This is a genomic window from Marinobacter sp. NFXS9 (assembly GCF_040148665.1).
GTDB lineage: Bacteria > Pseudomonadota > Gammaproteobacteria > Pseudomonadales > Oleiphilaceae > Marinobacter_A > Marinobacter_A mangrovi.
In genome coordinates this window covers 241,320-260,669 of record NZ_JAGDDW010000007.1, presented here as the reverse complement: position 1 = coordinate 260,669, position 19,350 = coordinate 241,320, and the positions used below count along the sequence as shown (strand labels likewise).

At 61.1% G+C, this 19,350-nt stretch carries 15 protein-coding genes; 5 read left to right on the top strand and 10 right to left on the bottom strand.

What is annotated here, in order from left to right:
- Positions 1-124: 124 nt before the first annotated feature.
- The 4 genes from J3364_RS13260 to hrpB all read right to left on the bottom strand — a co-directional run bounded on the left by J3364_RS13260 (position 125) and on the right by hrpB (position 4,605).
- Positions 125-454 (bottom strand): hypothetical protein, encoded by a 330-nt coding sequence (locus tag J3364_RS13260; RefSeq protein ID WP_349558797.1) that lies wholly within the window; start codon positions 452-454, stop codon positions 125-127.
- Between the two features lie 129 nt (positions 455-583).
- The gene (locus J3364_RS13255; protein WP_349558796.1) at positions 584-934 is read right to left on the bottom strand and encodes a hypothetical protein; all 351 of its coding nucleotides are present in this window, start codon (positions 932-934) and stop codon (positions 584-586) included.
- 473 nt (positions 935-1,407) lie between these two features.
- Positions 1,408-1,803 (bottom strand): hypothetical protein, encoded by a 396-nt coding sequence (locus tag J3364_RS13250; RefSeq protein WP_349558795.1) that lies wholly within the window; start codon positions 1,801-1,803, stop codon positions 1,408-1,410.
- Between the two features lie 318 nt (positions 1,804-2,121).
- Complete coding sequence (gene hrpB / locus J3364_RS13245) at positions 2,122-4,605, bottom strand: ATP-dependent helicase HrpB (protein ID WP_349558794.1); 2,484 nt, start codon at positions 4,603-4,605, stop codon at positions 2,122-2,124.
- A 131-nt stretch (positions 4,606-4,736) separates the two neighbouring features.
- Here hrpB and J3364_RS13240 point away from each other — a divergent pair, with 131 nt between their 5' ends.
- The 3 genes from J3364_RS13240 (at position 4,737) to J3364_RS13230 (ending at position 8,232) form a co-directional block, all read left to right on the top strand.
- Positions 4,737-6,956 carry a hypothetical protein gene (locus tag J3364_RS13240; protein ID WP_349558793.1) on the top strand — a complete coding sequence of 740 codons (2,220 nt, stop codon included), beginning with the start codon at positions 4,737-4,739 and terminating at the stop codon, positions 6,954-6,956.
- 1 nt (position 6,957) lies between these two features.
- Positions 6,958-7,506, top strand: a complete 549-nt coding sequence (locus J3364_RS13235) for a hypothetical protein (protein ID WP_349558792.1) — start codon at positions 6,958-6,960, stop codon at positions 7,504-7,506.
- A gap of 132 nt (positions 7,507-7,638) precedes the next feature.
- A complete protein-coding gene (locus J3364_RS13230; RefSeq protein ID WP_349558791.1) occupies positions 7,639-8,232 on the top strand; it encodes a YqgE/AlgH family protein in 594 nt (197 codons plus the stop codon).
- 81 nt (positions 8,233-8,313) lie between these two features.
- Here J3364_RS13230 and J3364_RS13225 read toward each other — a convergent pair whose 3' ends face one another.
- The 5 genes from J3364_RS13225 to J3364_RS13205 all read right to left on the bottom strand — a co-directional run bounded on the left by J3364_RS13225 (position 8,314) and on the right by J3364_RS13205 (position 15,830).
- Positions 8,314-8,994 carry a cupin domain-containing protein gene (locus J3364_RS13225; protein WP_349558790.1) on the bottom strand — a complete coding sequence of 227 codons (681 nt, stop codon included), beginning with the start codon at positions 8,992-8,994 and terminating at the stop codon, positions 8,314-8,316.
- Positions 8,995-9,154: 160 nt separating this feature from the next.
- On the bottom strand, positions 9,155-9,931 hold the full coding sequence (locus J3364_RS13220) for a MipA/OmpV family protein (protein WP_349558789.1): 777 nt from the start codon (positions 9,929-9,931) through the stop codon (positions 9,155-9,157).
- An 82-nt stretch (positions 9,932-10,013) separates the two neighbouring features.
- Positions 10,014-11,459 carry an efflux transporter outer membrane subunit gene (locus tag J3364_RS13215; protein WP_349558788.1) on the bottom strand — a complete coding sequence of 482 codons (1,446 nt, stop codon included), beginning with the start codon at positions 11,457-11,459 and terminating at the stop codon, positions 10,014-10,016.
- Positions 11,456-14,635: an efflux RND transporter permease subunit gene (locus J3364_RS13210; protein WP_349558787.1), complete on the bottom strand. Its 3,180-nt coding sequence runs from the start codon at positions 14,633-14,635 to the stop codon at positions 11,456-11,458. Before J3364_RS13210 ends, J3364_RS13215 begins: the two co-directional genes overlap by 4 nt.
- Before the next feature lie 4 nt (positions 14,636-14,639).
- On the bottom strand, positions 14,640-15,830 hold the full coding sequence (locus J3364_RS13205; protein ID WP_349558786.1) for an efflux RND transporter periplasmic adaptor subunit: 1,191 nt from the start codon (positions 15,828-15,830) through the stop codon (positions 14,640-14,642).
- Between the two features lie 152 nt (positions 15,831-15,982).
- Between J3364_RS13205 and J3364_RS13200 the strand changes: the two genes are divergently transcribed.
- The gene (locus J3364_RS13200; RefSeq protein WP_349558785.1) at positions 15,983-16,633 is read left to right on the top strand and encodes a TetR family transcriptional regulator; all 651 of its coding nucleotides are present in this window, start codon (positions 15,983-15,985) and stop codon (positions 16,631-16,633) included.
- 101 nt (positions 16,634-16,734) lie between these two features.
- The gene (locus tag J3364_RS13195) at positions 16,735-17,493 is read left to right on the top strand and encodes a FadR/GntR family transcriptional regulator (RefSeq protein ID WP_349558784.1); all 759 of its coding nucleotides are present in this window, start codon (positions 16,735-16,737) and stop codon (positions 17,491-17,493) included.
- Between the two features lie 48 nt (positions 17,494-17,541).
- On the opposite strand, the gene J3364_RS13190 is transcribed toward J3364_RS13195, so the two are convergent.
- Entirely contained in the window at positions 17,542-19,344 is a 1,803-nt protein-coding gene (locus J3364_RS13190) for an IlvD/Edd family dehydratase (RefSeq protein ID WP_349558783.1), read from the bottom strand.
- Positions 19,345-19,350: the final 6 nt, after the last annotated feature.

The following is a 19,350-nucleotide window of genomic DNA, read 5'->3' as shown; positions in this document are numbered from 1 at the left end:
TGGGATCATGGGGCTTTCTTCCGGTTTTTGGACGAAACGGGGAGATTTATGATGGATATTATACCCCGAAGTCAGGCCAACTCATTGCCTTTGTTCAGGTTTTTACTTTTGCAGGGGCGACTAATTATGCATCACGTATTGCTACGATTAGTTTCTCCATGCTGTCTTTGGCATTGGAAAATGCAGATTCAATGCTTGCCACACCAATCCTGAGCATGGAAATTGCTTCTATGCATCTCTGTTTGTCGCCAGCCTCATTAGCCTGAACCAATTCACTTAGCAACTGGGAGAAATCCTTCATTTCGCCATCTATATTTGCTTTCCAAGACTCAATATGGAGAACCTCAATTATCTCTTGGATATCTTCATCGATATCCTCCGTAGAGGGTCCCTCAAAAACTGCCCCCGAACTTTTAAGTGCATTTCTTAAATTTTGATAGATGGAAGCATCCATCTAGCCATCTCCTTATAGTGCATAACGCCTGCATAAACGGCGGCTTTTGCGCAGCGAAGCGGAGAAAAAGCCGTCCGGTGGAGGCCCATCGGGCCGGAACGAATTTAATGCACTGGTTAGGTGCTTGTCTCAAAACTCGGTGCTGACGTCTATTGAGGATTTGCCAACAACCGCTATGACTTTCGTGCCTGAGGTAAAATAAATGGCAGGCTCGCTGGTAATGACCCGCCCGCTTGGATAGACAACCCGAAACTTCATTGCCGCCTCATCATTGACCTCAAAGACCTGTTCGCTACCGGCAGGAAGACTGCCAAGTTTTTTGCTGCGCTCTCTCCATTGCGCCGTAACTTCGATGCTGACGCCTGATTCGTTTTTTACTACGAACTCTGGAGTAGCGACATAAGGTGCTGCCAAATATGCAACTGCGCCGGCACCAATAATGAGAGCGGAAAATGCGCCGAGCAAAAGCTTCTTGATCACAAATGACACCTAACGCCAGCAATAAACGGCGCCCTGACAAGGGCGTCCGGTGGAGGCCAAAGGCCGGAACGAATTTGATTGCCTTGTTAAGTGTTTACTGCCTCGCAGCCACTTCATAGTGCTTTTTGCCTACCCAGACATGGAGAAGCCCCGGGTCTTGACGGAAATGGAGTGATGCACAAGGGAAAAATGCAACTTGCTCCCAGTTAGGGCCCGGCGCACCAAGGATTCTAATTTGACCATACCCTCCCTCTTGCACATTGATATGGTTGCCCTTTCCGCAGCTCTCACATTCATACCAAAACGCTCCCATTTCGGGCCAAGAAAACGCACTCTTAACAAGAGCCTCTTCCATTCCAAATTTTTGGTGACAGTGAAGACAGTTCATATATGACACTTAACGCAGAAATAAGCGGCGGCCCGACAGGGCCGTCCGGTGGAGGCCGAAGGCCGGAACGAACTTAATTGACTTGTTAACAGACGCTGATACGACCAAGCAGATCACCGAACCCCCACACCAAAGTACCAGCGATAGAAACGACGATACCCACCAAAACTTTGTTGCCGGTTTGCCGCGACTCTTCGTCAGTAACTTTTGAGTCACCATGTTCATCCTTGCTACCGAACGCAAATGCTTTGGCGTGCGCCCTGTATACACCCTGATCAAAAACAGGTGAACTCACCAACAGCAGACCAGAAACGGTGATTACCGAACCGAACCTCGAGAACCAAGTCCAGTCAGAATTATGGATTGATAGAAAGGCACCCAGTACCAATGAAGCAAAGGCCAAGAATAGAACGAAAAGGATACTTCCAAATGGCTTAATAAACCTGTCCAGCACGTGAATATCGTGGCGACTGACTCCCAATCTATGCCTCCCTTACTGTTAACAGCTAATTCAACATCATTTGACGTATATCACGCCGACTTATAACTCCGCAGCGCGAAACACTCCAGCGTCCGAAAAGCGTAGTTCTTTCAGTCATGTAAGGCCAGAGATCGGATTCTCGCTTTTGGAGTTTTCCATCAAAACGAGGATAACTCCGTGACGTATAACACTCGATCGCAACTGCATCTATTCAAATAAATCCCGCAAAATCATCCGTCTACATAATGTCGCAATAGCATCCTTCGTACTTTTCCGTCACTATGCCGCTGAACTCCGCGCTTTTTCGCGCGTTCACTTTCACTTCCCCGACTTCTTCGTCCCCATCTTCGCCTCGGCTGTCAGCGGATCTTCCGGCCAGGGGTGCTTCGGGTAACGCCCGCGCTGCTCCTTCCTCACCTGTGGATAAACTTCGCGCCAGAAGTTGGCGAGGTCGGCGGTGACGGCCAGGGGGCGTTGGGCCGGGGAGAGTAGGTGGATGACGACGGGCAGGCGGCCGTTGGCGAGCTTGGGGGTGTCGGTCCAGCCGAACAGGGCCTGGAGTTTGGCGGCCAGGACGGGACCGTTTTCGGCGGTGTAGTCGAGGCGGATCTGTTGACCGGTGGGGATTTCGAGGGCTGTGGGTAAGTCCCGCTTGAGGGCCTGTTGCTGGGTGTAGTCCAGCTGGCTTTGCAGGGCGTCGATGAGGTTGATCTGCTGCAGGCCTTTCCAGTTGCGCACGCCGGCCAGAAACGGGGCGAGCCACTGGTCGAGGGTGTTGAGCAGGGCCGTGTCGGCTGTGTCCGGCCAGGCGTCCGGCTCCAGAGCCTTCATGTGTTGCACGCGGGCGCGCCACTGCCGGGCGGATTCAGTCCAGGGCAGGCTGTTCAGGCCCTTTTCGCGGACGGCGGTGAGCAGGCCGAGTTGGATCTGTTCCGGGCTGGGGTCCGGCAGGGGTTTCTGTTCCAACACCAGCGCGCCCAGTCGTTTGACGCGGCGGGCGATGACGGTGCCTCTGGCGTCGTCCCAGCGGGCCTCGTCGGCGGTCTCGATATGGGTGGCCAGATCGGTTTCCAGGGTGGCGCGGTCGGTGGCGGCGGCGAGGAAGATGCGGGCTTCCCGGGCCTGGCCGTCCAGATCGGCGGCGACCAGCCAGTCTTCCCGGCCCAGGGCGTCTTCGTCGTTCAGCCGGGCACCGCGGCCGTTGCTGAGCTGGTAACGGTTGGCGTCGCCGGAGCGCCGCAGGGCAACGCGATCCGGGTAAGCGAGGGCCAACAAACGCCCCGCCGGGAGCGAGTTATCCACATCCCGGGCACCTTTCTCCGGGAGCAGTCGATCCGCCGCCCGTTTGAGGGCGTCCAGCCGCGCGCGGTCCAGATTGGGGGCGCGGTAGTCGCCGGTCAGCACCTGTAGGCGGTGGGTGAGATCGGCACCGGCGCTTGGGCCCAGCAGGTCCCGATCACCGAGCAGCGCCGCCAGTCGGGCGGCGGTCTGTGGATAGCCCAACTCACGTCCCTTGATGACCATGTGTGCCAACCGGGGATGAATACCCAGATCCCGAGCGCGGCGGCCGTGGTCGGTAATGGCGCCGTCGCCGTCCAGCAGGTCGAGCCATTGCAGCAGGTCCACGGCCTGGGCCCAGTGGGCGGCCGGCGGCGGGTCGAGCCATTCCAGATCGCCCGGGTCCCGAGCACCCCACTGGGCCAGCTCCAGGGCCAGGGGCGCCAGGTCGGCTTCGAGGATTTCCGGAGGGTTGAAGGCGGGTAGCCCCTGCTGTTCGGACTCGCTCCACAGTCGATAGCACACGCCCGGTTCGACGCGCCCGGCGCGGCCCTTGCGCTGTTCGGCGGCCGCCTGGGAGACACGGCCGGTGATCAGGCGGGTCATGCCGCTGTTGGGGTCGAACACGGCGCGGCGGGCCTGGCCAGCGTCGATCACCACCCGAACGCCTTCGATGGTCAGACTGGTTTCGGCGATGGCGGTGGCCAGCACGATCTTGCGCTCGCCTTCAGGAGCGGGCTGGATGGCCCGGTCCTGCTCCTCGCCTTTCAAATTGCCATAAAGTGGGGTCAGGTGGGTGCCTGGTGGCAAATGGGGACGCATCAGCCGCTCCACCTGTCGAATTTCTCCTGCGCCGGGGAGAAAAGTGAGAATCGAGCCCATTTCCGTATCCAGCGCTTCGCGAATCACGGCCGCCGTGTGGTCGATGATGCGGGGCGGTCGACCGGACGCCGGGGGCATCGGGCGGTAGTGCACGTCCACCGGATAGGCCCGGCCCTCACTGGTGAGTACCGGCGCGTTGTCCAAAAGCTGGGCCAGCGGCGCGGTATCCAGTGTGGCGGACATGACCACCACGCGCAGGTCGTCCCGCAGCGCCTGCTGGGATTCCCGCACCAACGCCAGCCCGAGATCCGCCTGCAGGGAGCGCTCGTGGAATTCGTCGAACAGGATAGCGGCGTAGTCTTCCAGCGCCGGGTCCTGCTGGATCAGGCGGGTGAGGATGCCTTCGGTGACCACTTCGATGCGGGTGCGGGCAGAAACCTTGGTGTCCAGCCGGGTGCGGTAGCCGACCGTCTCGCCGGGCTTCTCGCCCAGCTGGCCGGCCATAAAGCGGGCGGCAGCACGGGCGGCGATGCGGCGGGGTTCGAGCATCAGGATGCGGCGGTCGTCGCGCCAGTCGCAGTCCAGCAGGGCCAGCGGCACACGGGTGGTCTTACCGGCACCCGGCGGAGCCTGGAGCAGGACGGTGGTGTGCGCCTCGAGGGTGGCGCGTAAATCGGGGAGCAGGGTATCGATCGGCAGCATGGGGACGATCATGCCGGTTGGACAGCAAAACGCAAGATGATTGAGATTGTCGCCATCCGCCGGATCGGCTAGTGTAACGCTGTCATGTTGGCAGGACGCCAGCATCCCGAAAATCTCAAGGATTGGAGTTCATGAGTTACCGTCTTGCGAGCGTGGAGGAGTTACCACGTTCTTCCGACGCATTGGTGACCCTCGTCCATCCGCAAAGCGCGGTGGATATCGTCAAGCGAATCCTCAACCCGCATGCCGTCACCGACACGCCCATCGAGAATCTGGATCCCCGCCAAAAGCCGTCACGCTTGATAGAGCAACTGGCGCAAGGCGAACAGATCCTGTTTGACGCCAGCGGTGCCAGCCCCGGGGTCTTCCTGAACCGACGTCCGGAATCTGGATCAACGGTGGCCAATCTACCGCCCAGACTAGCCCAGGCCCTGGATGATCATTGGGAAGGTCGGACAAGCAGCGGCATCGGCGGCGCCCCTTTACAGGGTGACAGTCTTGCCCCGGCCGCCGAGCCGGCCTATAAGGCTCCACCTCCCCAAAACACCCCGACCGAATCCGGACAGCGGACGCTGGATCTGCTCTACCGCTGGCCGGATGGCAGCGGTGTCGCCGGTGCTCCTTTTGCCGTCACGGGCCTGAATGACTTTCGCTCGGGCACATTGGACGATCAGGGCCAGGCACAGGTGACGGGGCTTCTGGATCCTGTGGTGGATGTCCGTTTCGGCGACCCGGCGCCAGCGGGGTCCATCGCCCTCCTGCGTCAGCAACTCCAGGCCCAACTGGATGCCATGGTCTCCCGCGAGCGCAGGGAAGCGGCCCGCCTCGATGCCAGCACGGCGGACCTGCCTTTGACCTTCAACGCTGGCGTGCATGTGGTTTTCGGCCTGAAGGGGCTCTGGGAGAGTGCCGTCGGATTCGTGCATACGGCCGCAGCCGTTGGCAACCTCACCCCGATGCAGCAGTTCCGGCACGCCCTCAAGGCCGCCTGGGACGCAACGCTGGATGGCTCTGATCAAGCTTGGGTCAACGACTTCAAACAACGCTTCGATGAGGCCAATAAAGCCGCCCTGGTCGAGGCGCTCGGTTTCGACCCTGCCGATATTCGCTGGGAAGACCTGACGGAAGCCTATGAGATCACTGCCCTGCTGCTGGACGATCCGGAGTCCCGTGACATGCTGGGGCGTTTTGCAGTCGAATTCGCACAGGTGCAGGACAGCACCGAGATCAGTTTCTCAGCCGGTGGGCTGGGCTTCGATGTAGTGCTGGGCATCCTCCTCGCAGCCGCTACGGGAGGGGCCGGTGCAGTCGCGTCGGCGCCCCGTTACCTGAAAAAACTGGCCCCTTTAGCCGCGCCCTTACGCAACCTGGCCAAACGACTGAAGATCGCGCGGCAAACCCGTTACCATTATTCCGTAGCCACCGATGGCCGTTGCGAGAGCGTTTGCCGCCCGCGTCCCGAAGGCCCCGAGTTAAAGGAACGCTCCCTGGCCAGCCGGCGACTCATCGTAAACAGCCTGGAAGATGCCGTCACCGCTTTGAAAGCAGCCCGTCAGCGTCTGTTGGCACAGGGAGGTTTCACGCCAAAATACACTCAGGAGGAACTGCTTCAGCTCGCCCAAGAAGGTCTGGATAACGACCGCTTTATCGTCCGTCTGGTAGAAACCCATCATGTGGACGGCTACAAAAAGCCCGAAGGCGCCATGGCCGGCACCCTGGGTCGCCCTGGTGCGGATGGTACAGTCCGCTACTGGTCCACCACCCTGGACCAGATCGAACCGTCCGACACCTGCCCTAAGCTGATTGCCGAGCAGTTGGGGATCGAGTACAAACCTGACGCAAACTACAAGTTGGCGATCATCGACCGGGAGGCCGCCATCAAGCAGGCGGATGCCAGGACTATAATCCCGACATTCGATAACCTGAAGGCGTTTGCACGCGAAAAACTGGATGGCTATACGGAACTGGATGGTTTACTGGATGAGGTGATGACGCCGGAGTATCAGGCCAAGTACGAAGCGCTCGTTAAGGATATGAGGGACGATGAGTGGTCAAGCCCGCGTGTTAGACGGCGTCATCTAAAAAATCGGGGGCTCAACTCTGACGAAATAAATGCTTTCGAAATTCGCCTCCGAATCCAACGCGATACCGGAGCTAATGAGCACTTTTTGGGCAACGGTCTAACCAAACATACGGCCTTCTCGAGTGACAACCGAGTTTACGGTGCCCTTGAAACGCTCACTTATGAAAAAAACCCAAAAACCTTTGACTACATGACCAACAGCGGTAAAGGCGGAAACGACGCTTACGTTGAGCTTGTCGATTTAGTCCCTATCGATTTTGGAGCGTGACATGCAGTATTCGAGATTACCCCCCTGGCCTTTTATTGACCCAGATTCGCCTCCTCGTGGCTACCAAAAAGTTGGTCAAAGTAAAGATGAAGCTCATAGCACGCCGAACTACCCTCAGATTTGGCATTTCTTTATCTATGATCGACATCTCATTATCTCGATTAAAGAATGGCTGGCTCCAGACGACTCATCGCCAGGGGAGTTCGTTTACCAGCAGTACGAGTACCCAATAGCCGGCGTAAGATGGTTTATCGATTCCATAGACCGCTTCTTTCTGCACCCTGACGATCCAAACGCCATCCCGAGAGGCAAGTTCAATATCCGCGAGGAAATCGACGGCGAAGTTCTCGGTGTCACTCGTGGTGCGGCCTATGGCGGTCGCTATACACCAGGCTATTCCTTCGACAACTTAAACAGGATCGAACATTCGACCCAATCGGAAGGTCCTTTTTGCCAAATGTTCGAAATGGGCGACCCCTGGCTGTTCGAAGGCGGCCTGTTCGATCTGTTCAAGGACATCGCCGCACGGCACGAGCGCGGCGAGTTCTGAAACCCTGGCGTCAGGCCTTGCAAAACCTGCCGACAACATCCCGGCTGAGCCCCGCGCCTCAATCACGATAAAGAAAAGGAAGTATGGCCTGAGCTTCAGGACCATCGATCAACAACTCAAGGAGAAGAGTGAATGTCTTCATTTCTGGAAGACGGGCTATTGATTGCCAATCCGGCGCTGTCCGAGATGCCGAAATTTGAATCCATTGCAGGCAGAGCCATCTACATCGTCCAGCACTCGAGCGACGGTGCTGTCGGCGTCTCGATGAACAAGAACTACAGCAAAAGCCTGGACGAAATCGCCGGGATTTCTCCCCTTCTTTCGCATCTCTCCTCTAAGGAATTGGTGACAACCAAGGTGCTTGCCGGTGGCCCGGTTGCCGATGATCGACCCTGGATAATGGGTCGCAATCCGGAAAACTACAAAAGCACCATCCGCAATGCATCCCTGGCGCTGAGTTTTGACGAGCAGGCCTTTATCGATAACGCCGCCCATCACGTTCCTGTTTGCGGCATCGGCACCTTCGGCTGGGGTCCGGGGCAACTGGAAAATGAGCTGGCCAGCTCCCTGTGGCATTTCTACCCAGCAACGCGCGATGCCCTGGAGCGTATTCCTTTCGGGCCCGATTTTTCGGGTGCCGTTGACCTCTTGATCGTGATGAAGAACACAGAGCTTAAACGGAAAGGGCGCGTTTCATCGTTTCTCGACCGCCTGACGACCTGGTAGCACCTTTCAATGGTGCGTCACTCGTAAGCGTCGCGCCCAATGGTCCAGGATCGCCATAGCTTCCCCCTGAGCACCTGGAAATCATTCGTCGAAGGCGCAGACGTTCTCGTGCATCAGCGGCGCAACCTTGTACCAGACGCGGGCGCCTTCCGGGCCCACCCTGGCTTTCAGCGACTCGCCGGCGGGCAGGCGTAGCCAGGTGTAACGGTCCAGGTCGTCGGTGCCGTCGCTGAACCCGCCGTCGAGGACCAGCAGTTCCAGGCCCGGAAAACCCTCCAGTGCCACCTCGGCTCCCGACTGCCATTCCTCGAGGACCACGCGCTCATCGGCGCCCTCAAACAGCAGCCTTGCCGCCACGACACCGGGGCGCAGTGGCGCCCGCTCGCCCTCGCGGGGGCGGCGGACCACGGGCTCAAGATCGTCCGCGCGGAACTGCCAGAGTTTGACGAAGATGATGCAGCCGCCGTCGCTGCGCGGGGTGTGCCGGCTGCCCGGCGGATTGCGCACGTAAGAGCCGGCCGGGTAATCGCCGTTCTCGTCCTGAAAGGTGCCTTCCAATACCAGGAACTCCTCGCCGCCGGGATGGTTATGGGCGGAGAAATGGCTGCCCGGCGCGTAGCGCACGATAGACGTGGCGCGGGCTTTCTCGTCGCCAATGCGAAACAGCATGCGCCGCTTGACGCCGCCCAGGGGGCTTGGCACCCAGTCCAGGGCGCTGGCATGGACCCGCGCGGGGGACGATAGATCCTCGTTCAGCAACATGACATACGACTCCGATCAGGGGCTATTAACCACAGCATACGCGGGATCGGGGGCATTGGTCTGGCCAACGGTCCAAAGGCGGTGGTGATGACGGATAAAAAAGCCCACCGTCCGGGAGGGTTGGGTTCAGGGGGGAGGACGGTGGGCGTGAAACGGTGTGTCAGAAGCTGTAGGTGACGATCAGGCTGCCGAACCATTGGTTGGCATCGCCCACATCCGAGACAATCGGGCTGTCCGCCGCATCGCCAAAGAGTCGGCTGTAGCGGGCAATGGAGGAGACGTTCCACTCCGGCGTCACGTGATAGGTCAGGCGACCGTTGACACTGGCACGCAGGAAGGCGCCGTCGGGATCGTAAGCCGCCAGTCCGGAACGGGTGGCTTCCGCGTCCGAGACGCCGAACAGGACGTCGTTCCATTTCTCGTTGGCCCAGGTGGCCCCTGGCTCGAAGCCGTAGCTCCATTGCGGAGACAAGCGCCCACGGAATCGCAGGTAGGAGCGCAGGCGAATCCCTTCCAGATCACCGGCCACCGGCGTCGCCAGCTCGGTGTTGAACTGCCAGGGTCCGGGTGTCCAGCTCAGCAGCACGCCGGCCATGGCGCCGTCATCGACTTTGTCGAGTTCGGAGATGTCGCCAACGTCGTCACGGCCGCGTTCATAGGAGATCACCGGCGAGATGGTCAGTTGTTCGGTCCGCACCACGTTCCAACCGATGCCGGTGATGGGGTTGATGAACAACCGCCCCAGACGGGCTTCCACCACCGGGATCGGGATGGCCTTGTAGGTGTCGGCACCACGGTACTCGGGCGCGACGCCGACCCCGGCGCCGAGGTTGAACCGCCACTCGTCCGGGCCCGGTTTGGACGTCGATTCTTCCGCCATGACGCCGGCACTCAGCAGACTCAGGGCCAGGATTGTGAATGGCTTACCGATGGTCATAGACACTCCTTGTGATTTCTCTACCGGATGGGCTTTACGGGTGAAACCGTATCCTACGCGATCCAGATTGCAACGGACCGGTTCAACCCTGGGCCGGTGTTTCATCCTGCGTCGGCTTATGCCCGATGACCGTGGTTTGATCCGACGATTCGCCACCGCCCAACGCGCGGTACAGGGTGATGCGGTTGATCAGCTTCTGCAGCTTGACTGAGACCAGGGCCTGACGGGCGCTCAGCAGCTCGCGGCGGGCGTCGAGCACGGCGAGATAATCATCCGCACCGGCCTCATAGCGATCTTCCGCCAGGTTGAGGGACCGTTCCGTCGCCTTGACCAGCGCCGCCTGGGACGTTTCCTGCTCGGCCAGGAAATTGCGGGCCGCCAGGGCGTTCGACACTTCCTGGAAGGCGTTCTGGATGGTCTGCTCGTACTGGGCGACCTGCTGATCTCGCTGGATTTCCGCCAGGTCCAGGTTGGCCTGGTTCTTACCGGCGGTGAAGATCGGCAGGTTGATGCTGGGCGCGAACGACCAGGCGCCGGAGCCGCCGTCGAACAGGCCGGACAACTCGCTGCTGGCGGTGCCCGCCGAGCCGGTCAGGGTGATGCTCGGGTAGAACGCCGCCCGCGCCGCGCCGATGTTGGCGCTGGCCGACTTGAGGCTGTGCTCGGCCTGCTGGATGTCCGGGCGCTGCAGCAGCACGTCGGAGGACAGGCCTGCCGGCACGTCGGTCAGCAGGGAGACGGCCGGATCAATCACGCTGGTGTTCGGGATCACCGGCACCGGTGCGCCGACCAGCACGGCCAGCGCGTTGCGATCTTCCGAGACCAGACGGCGGTACTGGGCGCGGTTGGTGCGTGCGGTTTCCAGGGCGATTTCCGCTTGGCGGACGTCCAGCTCGGACCCCAGGCCGGCGTTGTAGCGGTTGCGAACCAGCTTGACCGATTCTTGCTGGGCGTCGACGGTCTCCTGGCTGATGCGCAGGTTCTGCTTGTCCGCCAGCAGGGTCAGGTAGGCGTTGGCCACTTCCGACACCAGGGTGATCCTGGCGCTGCGTTGGGCTTCCTCAGTGGCGAGGTAGCTCTGCAGGGCAGATTCCTTGAGGCTGCGCACGCGGCCGAACAGGTCCAGTTCGTAGGACGCGACACCCAGGCCGACGCTGTACTGGCTGGAAATCGTGCTGGAACCGGTCCCGCTCAGGTCAGCAGGCACTCGCTGACGGGTGCCGTCGGCGTTGACGCCGATTTCCGGAAACAGGTCGGCGCCCTGGATGCCGTACCGGGCCCGCGCCGCTTTCACGTCGAGCATGGCCAGACGCAGGTCGCGGTTGTTGGCCAGGGCGTTGCTGATCAGCGCGCGCAGCTGGTTGTCCTGGAACAGGGTCTCCCAGCCGGGCAGGACCACCGTGTCCTGCGCCTGGCTGCGGGTGCCCACGTCCTCAGGGACCGGGTTGTCCGGTCGCTGGTAGTCGGGCATCAGGGTGCATCCGCCCAGACCCAGGGCAATGATCAAGGCTGGGGTCAGTCGTTTCATGAACGGCCCTCCGGTTGTTCGAGTGCCGGGGTGTCCCCACGGTCATCGGATGTGGATTCGGTGTCACCGCTGGCTTTCAAGGGCACACCGGAGAGGCGGCGCACCAGCACGTAAAACAGCGGGATGAAGAAGATGGCCAGCGCGGTGGCCGCGACGACGCCGCCGAAGACGGCGGTCCCGATCGCATTACGCGCGCCGGAGCCGGCACCGGTGCTGAGCATCAGCGGCGTGACGCCCAGTCCAAAGGCCAGCGAGGTCATCAGGATTGGCCGCAATCGCATGCGGGTCGCTTCCAGTGTGGCCTTGAGCAGGCCGCGGCCCTGCTTCTCCAGCTCCAGCGCGAATTCGGCGATCAGGATCGCGTTCTTCGACGACAGGCCGATGGTGGTGAGCAGGCCCACCTGGAAGAACACGTCGTTATCCAGCCCGCGCATCGTGGCCGCCAGCACGGCGCCGATGACGCCCAGCGGCACCACCAGCATGACGGAGAACGGAATCGACCAGCTCTCGTACAGCGCGGCCAGGCACAGGAAGACGAAGATCAGCGACAGCGCATACAGCGCCGGCGCCTGGCTGCCAGACTGCTGCTCCTGGTAGGACAGACCGGTCCACTGGGCGCCGAAACCGCCGGGCAGGTCATCCACCAGTTTTTCCATGGCTTTCATGGCGTCGCCAGTGCTGTAGCCGGGCGCCGCGCTACCCTGGATGTTCATGGACGAGACGCCGTTGTAGCGCTGCAACTGCTGCGGGCCGTAGCTCCACTCGCCGGTGGCAAAGCTGGAGAAGGGCACCATGTCGCCGTCGCCGTTGCGCACGTACCAGTTGTCGATGTCGTTGGGCAGCATGCGGTAGGGCGCGTCCGCCTGGACGTAGACCCGCTTGATCCGCCCGCGGTCGGTGAAGTCGTTGACGTAGCTGGAGCCCCACGCCACCTGCAGGGTGGTGTTGATGTCCGCCAGCGACACACCCATGGCCTTGGCCTTCTGGCGGTCCACATCCAGGTGGTACTGCGGTGCGTCCGGCAGACCACTGTAGCGAACCTGGGTCAGGGCCCGGTTCTGGTTGGCCTCACCCAGCAGCTTGTGGGCTGCCTGAACCAGCGCGTCGTGACCCTGGCCACCACGGTCCTGCAGCTGCATATTGAAGCCGCTGGCCACACCCAGCGCGGGAATGGACGGCGGGTTAAGGGCATAGATCACCGCTTCCCGAATCTGCGAGAAGGCCCCCATGGCCCGGCCGACAACGGCCTGCACGCCGTCCTTGCCCAGGTCGCGGTCTTCCCAGTCTTTCAGCCGTACGAAGGCGAGACCGGAGTTCTGGCCCTGGCCGGCAAAGCTGAAGCCGGCGACGGTGAACATGGACTGCACCACGTCTTTCTCATCCACCAGGAAGTGGTGTTCCATCTTCTTGAGCACGTCGATGGTCTGCTCCTGGGTGGACCCGACCGGCAACTGCACCTGGGCCAGCAGGATGCCCTGGTCCTCATCCGGCAGGAACGCGGAAGGCAGGCGCATGAAGCTGAACGCGAGCACACCGACGATCACCACGTACAGCAGCACGTAGCGGCCCCGCCGGCCGACGATTTTCTCGACCCGCCCCTGGTAACGGCCGGAGGCTTTCTCGAACGATCGGTTGAACCAGCCGAAGAAGCCACCCTTGGTGTGGTGGTTGCCCTTGTGGGGCTTGAGCAGGGTCGCGCACAGGGCCGGCGTCAGGATCAGCGCCACCAGCACCGACAGGATCATCGCCGAGACGATGGTGATCGAGAACTGGCGATAAATGGCACCGGTGGAGCCGGGGAAGAAGGCCATGGGCACGAACACCGCCGACAGCACCAGGGCAATCCCCACCAGGGCGCCGGTGATCTGGCCCATGGACTTGCGGGTGGCCTCGAGCGGCCCCAGCCCTTCCTCGGACATGATCCGCTCCACGTTCTCCACCACGACGATGGCGTCGTCCACCAACAGGCCGATCGCCAGCACCATGCCGAACATGGTCAGGGTGTTCACCGAGAAGCCAAAAGCAAAGAGCACCGCAAACGTGCCCAACAGCACCACCGGCACGGCAATGGTCGGAATCAGCGTGGCCCGGAAGTTCTGCAGGAACAGGAACATCACCAGGAAGACCAGGGCAATGCCTTCAAACAGGGTTTTGACCACCTCCTCGATGGAGATTTTCACGAACGGGGTGGTGTCATATGGATACTGGATTTCCAGGCCGTCGGGGAAGTACTGCTTCAGCTCGTCGAGACGGGCCCGTACGCGTTCGGCGGTATCCAGCGCGTTGGCGCCGGAGGCCAGGTTGATACCCAGACCGGCGGCCGCATGCCCGTTGAAGCGCCCCACAGTGTTGTAGCTCTCCGCACCCAGCTTTACGCGGGCGACGTCGTTCAGGCGCACCTTGGAACCGTCGGGCGTGACCTTGAGCAGGATCTTGCCGAATTCCTCCGGCGTGGACAGCAGCGTCTGCACGATGATCGAGGCGTTCATCTGCTGATTGTCCACCGACGGCGTACCGCCCAACTGGCCGCCGGCCACCTGGTTGTTCTGCACGGCGATGGCGTTGGTCACGTCCGCCGGTGTCAGGCCGTATTCGTTAAGCTTGTTGGGGTTGAGCCACACCCGCATGGCGTACTGGGCACCAAACAGACGGGTCTGGCCCACACCCTGGGTCCGGCTGATCGGGTCCTTGATGTTGGCGGCCACGTAGTCGGCGATGTCGGCCCGGTCCATGCTGCCGTCGCTGGAGGTGAAGGCCACCACCATCAGGAAGGTGTCGGAGGACTTGGTGACCTGCACGCCCTGCTGCTGTACCACCTGGGGCAGTCGGGGCGTGGCCAGTTGCAGCTTGTTCTGCACCTGCACCTGGGCGATGTCCGGATCGGTCCCGGCGGCAAACGTCAGGGAGATCGAGGCGTTGCCCTGGGAGTCACTGGTGGACGACATGTACAACAGGTTGTCGATGCCGTTCATCTGCTGCTCGATCACCTGGGTGACGGAGTCTTCCACGGCTTCGGAGGAGGCCCCGGGATAGGTCGCCCGGATAGTGACCTCGGGCGGCGCGACCGTCGGGTACTGCTCGACGGCCAGGTTATAGATCGACAGGCCACCGGCCATCATCAGGACGATGGCGATGACCCAGGCGAATATTGGTCGGTCAATAAAGAAGCGTGCCATGCAATCAGCCCTGTGCCGCGTCGTTTGTTGTCTTGGCGTTATCCGCGTTGTCGGCGCCGTCGACGCTGACCGGCTTCACCGGTGCGCCTTCGCCGATTTTCTGCAGACCTTCCACAATCAGACGATCGCCGTCTTTCAGGCCGCTGCTGATCAGCCAGCGATTCCCCACCGCCTTCTCGGTCACGACCGAGCGCTTTTCCACCGTGTTGTCCTGACTGACCACCATGGCGGACGCCTTACCATTCGCCTGGCGGGAGACGCCTTTCTGGGGTACGAGGATCGCGTTCTGGCTTTCTGCCTGAGGCAAACGGGCGCGCACGAACATGCCGGGCAGAAGCTCACCGTCCGGGTTGGGGAACAGGGCACGCAGCGTCACGGATCCCGTGTTTTCGTCGACCGCGTATTCGGAGAACTGCAGGGTGCCGTCGTGTGGATAGGTTGCGCCGTTCTGGTGGACCAGAGAGACCGTCGCTTTACCCTTGCCCACCGTCTCCAGCTTGCCACTAGCCATGGCGCTGCGAAGGGCCTGCAGGTCCGAGTAGGACTGGGTCAGGTCGACGTAGATCGGGTCGAGTTGGCGGATCACCGTCAGCGCGTTGCTCTGGTTAGCCGTCACCAGTGCGCCGGCGGTCACGTTGGAACGGCCGATGCGGCCGCTGATGGGCGCTTCGATGGTGGTGTAGTCCAGGTTGATGCGGGCGGTCTGCACCGAGGCCTGGGCCGCCGCGACGGCAGCCTTGTTGGCGTTCAGGGTGGCGCGGGCATCGTCCAGCTCCTGCTGGCTGACGGCACCGGTCTTGATCAGGTGCTCGTAACGGTTGGCCGTGAGCTGGGCCGATTGCAGATTGGCTTTCGCGGATGCCAAATCTGCCTCGGCGCTGGCCAGGGAAGCCTTGTAGAGTTTGTCATCGATCTTGTAGAGCGCCTGGCCGGCCTTGACCGTCTGGCCTTCTTCAAACAGACGCTTCTCCAGGATGCCGGTCACCTGCGGGCGGACTTCCGCCACCTGGTACGGCGATGTACGACCGGGCAGCTCGTTGACCACCGTAAAGGGCTGGGCATGTACCGTGACGAAGCCCACCTCTGCCGGCGGCCGCTGGGATTGTGCCTGGGCGGAAGACTCCTGTTTACCGCAGGCGCTGAGCATGACAGATGCAATCAGCAACAAAAACAAGGATTGCGTAGAATGCCGCATGGGGGAAACCTCAGTAGAGCCGATATAGAAAAGGCGCGGGAAAATTGACCCACGCCAAGGCGAATCCGTGAAAACCCGATTATACATACATGCACGAATGTATATATAGTAGTTAATACTATGCTCATCACAGAAAGAGACAGGAGTGGCCCATGGCCCGACGCACCAAAGAAGACGCCCAGAAGACCCGCGAACGGCTGATCGATGCCGCGGAGACGGTCTTCTATGAAAAGGGCGTCTCGCGCACGTCGTTGAACGATATTGCGGCGGAGGCGGGGGTCACCCGGGGAGCCATCTACTGGCACTTCAAGAACAAGCACGACGTGTTCGAGGCGATGATGGAGCGCCAGGAACTGCCGCTGGAAATGCTCCGCGCAGTGGTTGAAGATCCCGAACAGACCGACCCGCTGGGACGGTTGAAAGACTTCCTGCTCTTCCTCACCCGGGACATCGCCCGCGATCCGCACCAGCGCAAGGTGTTCGAGATCATGTTCCACAAGTGCGAACTGACGGACGAGAACGCCCAACTGGTTGCCCGGCACCGCAACAACATCAACGATGCGTCCGAGCGCATGCGCGGCGTGATGCGTAACGCCATTCGGCGGGGCCAGTTACCGGAGAACCTGGACATCGAACGGGCCATCGTCCAGCTGCACGTGCAGATCACCGGCCTGATCTACTTCTGGCTGCTGGTGCCGGATACGTTCGACATGGAGAAGGAATCCGAGCGGGTGATCAATGCCTACTTCTATTCACTGGAGCACTGCTTCGGCTACGACAACACGGATCAGCCCCACGGATAGTAGGGCCCTTGCAGGCAAGTGTGACCGTCTTGGCACCCGGAACTCTTGCGATTATGTTATACATATGACAGCGTATGGATAAAATAAACGGATCAAAGACTGTGGCAGCAAAACCCTCTCAAACACCATCCAAACCCAGCGTGGCCGAATATCTGGCCGAAGCCATTTTTTCCGGACGCTACCAGCCGGGCGATTTTGTTCCCAAGGAAATCGATCTTTGCGAACAGCTGAAGATCAATCGCCCTGCCGTACGTAGCGACCTGCGCAAGCTGGTGGATGCCGGGATCATCGAGCGCATCTCCGGGCATGGCTCCAAAGTGCGCCCCTACGACGACTGGCGCATTCTCGATCCGATGGTGACCCACTGGATGACCCGCTATGCCGCACCCAATCCCAAGGTGCTGCACGAGATCCTGAAGTTCCGGCTGGACGTGGAACCCTACGTCGCGATGATCGCCGCCACCAATGCCAAGGCCCGGGACCTGGTCGCCATTGAAGAGGCCTTCGAGGGCATGGGTCAAAACCTCCACGATGCCGAATCCCCGGAAGAGCGCAGACTGCACAGTGACTACGACGTAGCCTTCCACGAAGCAATTTTCAAAGCCACCCACAACATCGTATGGACCCAGCTTTCCCACATCTTGCGGCCCTCGATCCAGATCCTGATTTCGCGGTCCAACGTGCAGGCGTCGGACCCGGAAGATAGCCTGGAACGGCACCGGCAGGTTATGGAGTGTATACGGGCCCGAAAACCCCATGAAGCCTTCCTGGCTGCTCAGGCCGTCCTCCGGGGCACGGCCGATGCTCTGGGCATCGACATGCCGGAAACGGCGCTCGGACGTAAACTGGATGTGGGGTAAGAGCGGGCAGGGCCGGTAACCTGGCCCTGCCGTCCTGTTCATCCGTCTTCAGTGATTGTCCCGGGGTGGGCTTTGGCGCGCAACGTCCCGATATGCCGTCGCCGGGGCCAGGGTCATGCCCTTGTCGAGCGGCTCGACCAATCCGCGCTGGATCTCCTGCCAGGGTGTCTGATGGGCGGGATAGATATAGCCCCCTCTGTCCGCCTGGCGTTGCCGTCTCCGGGACCACTCGTCTTCAGGAATCAGTGCGTTCGCCTCGCCCCGGCGCAGGTCGATTCGGATCCTGTCACCCGTTTCCAGCAGCCCAAGACCACCACCAACAGCCGCCTCCGGTGAGGCATTCAGGATCGAAGGTGAGCCGGAGGTGCCAGACTGACGGCCATCCCCGAGACACGGCAACGACTCGATCCCCTGCCGGATCAACGCTTCCGGCGGCTGCATGTTCACCACCTCGGCGCCACCGGGGTGGCCAACCGGACCCGCCCCCCGCATGACCAGGATGGTGGACGCCGTGATATTCAGTGTCGGATCGTCAATCCGGGCGTGGTAATCCTCCGAGCCATCAAACACGACCACCGTGCCTTCGAAAGCCTCCGGGTCCAGGGGATTGCTGAGAAAACGCTCGCGAAATTCAGCTGAAATCACGCTGGTTTTCATCAGCGCGGAGTCGAAAAGGTTGCCCTTGAGGTTGATAAATCCGGCCCGGGGCACCAGCGGCTGGTCGTAGCGAAGAATCACGTCGTCATCCTGCGTCTCGCAGCCTGTCGCATTCTCCGCCAGGCTCTTTCCATTGACGGTCAGCGCATCACCGTGCAGCTTGCCGGCGCCCAGCAATTCGTGGACCACGGCCGGTATGCCCCCGGCCCGATGGAATTCCTCGCCCAGGTAGGCCCCTGCCGGCATGACATTGGCCAGCAGGGGGACGTCATGGCCCAGCGCCTGCCAGTCGTCATTGTCCAGTTCCACACCGGCATGGCGGGCAATCGCATTGATGTGGATCGGCGCATTGGAAGAACCGCCCAGCGCGGAACACAGGACGATCGCGTTTTCGAACGCGGGCCGGGTCAGGATATCCAGCGGCCGGATATCCTCCCACACCATATCCACGCAGCGCTGGCCGGTCTGGTAGGCAACCATCGCCCGCTCCTTGTAGGGCGCCGGAATCATAGCCGAGCCCGGCAGGCTCATGCCCAGGACTTCCGCCAGCGAGTTCATGGTTGAGGCCGTGCCCATGGTGTTGCAATGACCAATGGAGGGCGCCGAGTCTGCCGCCCGGCTGAGGAATGTGGGATAGTCGATGTCCCCGGCGGCCAATCGTTTGCGCAGCTCCCAGATAATGGTGCCGGAGCCCACCCGTTCTGCGCCGCGCCAACCGTTCAGCATGGGGCCACCAGACAGGACAATCGCCGGTATGTTGACCGTTGCCGCGGCCATCAGGCAGGCGGGCGTCGTCTTGTCACAGCCGGTCGTCAGCACGACGCCATCCAGTGGATAGCCGTGCAGAATCTCGACCAACCCCAGATAGGCCAGGTTGCGATCCAGCGCCGCCGTCGGCCGACGGGCGTTCTCGTAGATCGGATGCAGGGGAAACTCAAACGGCACCCCGCCCTGGGCCCGAATGCCATCCTTGACGCGCTTCACCAGATCGATGTGGTGACGGTTGCACGGCGTCAGGTCTGAGCCGGATTGTGCGATACCGATAATGGGCTTGCCGCTGGTGAGCTCCTCCAATGTGATGCCATAGTTCAGGAAACGCTCAATGCACAGCGCTGTGGTCCCTGGGTGTTCCGGGTTGTCCAGCCACCAGCGCGAGCGCAGCTCTCCGGGCAACAGTCGACGTTTGTTCTGCATAATGAT

What these genes read in the sequence shown, in the direction of transcription:
- J3364_RS13225 (WP_349558790.1), bottom strand. Translation starts at nt 8,994, where the DNA reads ATGTTGCTGAACGAGGATCTATCGTCCCCCGCGCGGGTCCATGCCAGC.
- J3364_RS13260 (WP_349558797.1), bottom strand. Translation starts at nt 454, where the DNA reads ATGGATGCTTCCATCTATCAAAATTTAAGAAATGCACTTAAAAGTTCG.
- J3364_RS13220 (WP_349558789.1), bottom strand. Translation starts at nt 9,931, where the DNA reads ATGACCATCGGTAAGCCATTCACAATCCTGGCCCTGAGTCTGCTGAGT.
- J3364_RS13190 (WP_349558783.1), bottom strand. Translation starts at nt 19,344, where the DNA reads ATGCAGAACAAACGTCGACTGTTGCCCGGAGAGCTGCGCTCGCGCTGG.
- hrpB (WP_349558794.1), bottom strand. Translation starts at nt 4,605, where the DNA reads ATGCTGCCGATCGATACCCTGCTCCCCGATTTACGCGCCACCCTCGAG.
- J3364_RS13200 (WP_349558785.1), top strand. Translation starts at nt 15,983, where the DNA reads ATGGCCCGACGCACCAAAGAAGACGCCCAGAAGACCCGCGAACGGCTG.
- J3364_RS13210 (WP_349558787.1), bottom strand. Translation starts at nt 14,635, where the DNA reads ATGGCACGCTTCTTTATTGACCGACCAATATTCGCCTGGGTCATCGCC.
- J3364_RS13235 (WP_349558792.1), top strand. Translation starts at nt 6,958, where the DNA reads ATGCAGTATTCGAGATTACCCCCCTGGCCTTTTATTGACCCAGATTCG.
- J3364_RS13215 (WP_349558788.1), bottom strand. Translation starts at nt 11,459, where the DNA reads ATGAAACGACTGACCCCAGCCTTGATCATTGCCCTGGGTCTGGGCGGA.
- J3364_RS13240 (WP_349558793.1), top strand. Translation starts at nt 4,737, where the DNA reads ATGAGTTACCGTCTTGCGAGCGTGGAGGAGTTACCACGTTCTTCCGAC.
- J3364_RS13205 (WP_349558786.1), bottom strand. Translation starts at nt 15,830, where the DNA reads ATGCGGCATTCTACGCAATCCTTGTTTTTGTTGCTGATTGCATCTGTC.
- J3364_RS13230 (WP_349558791.1), top strand. Translation starts at nt 7,639, where the DNA reads ATGTCTTCATTTCTGGAAGACGGGCTATTGATTGCCAATCCGGCGCTG.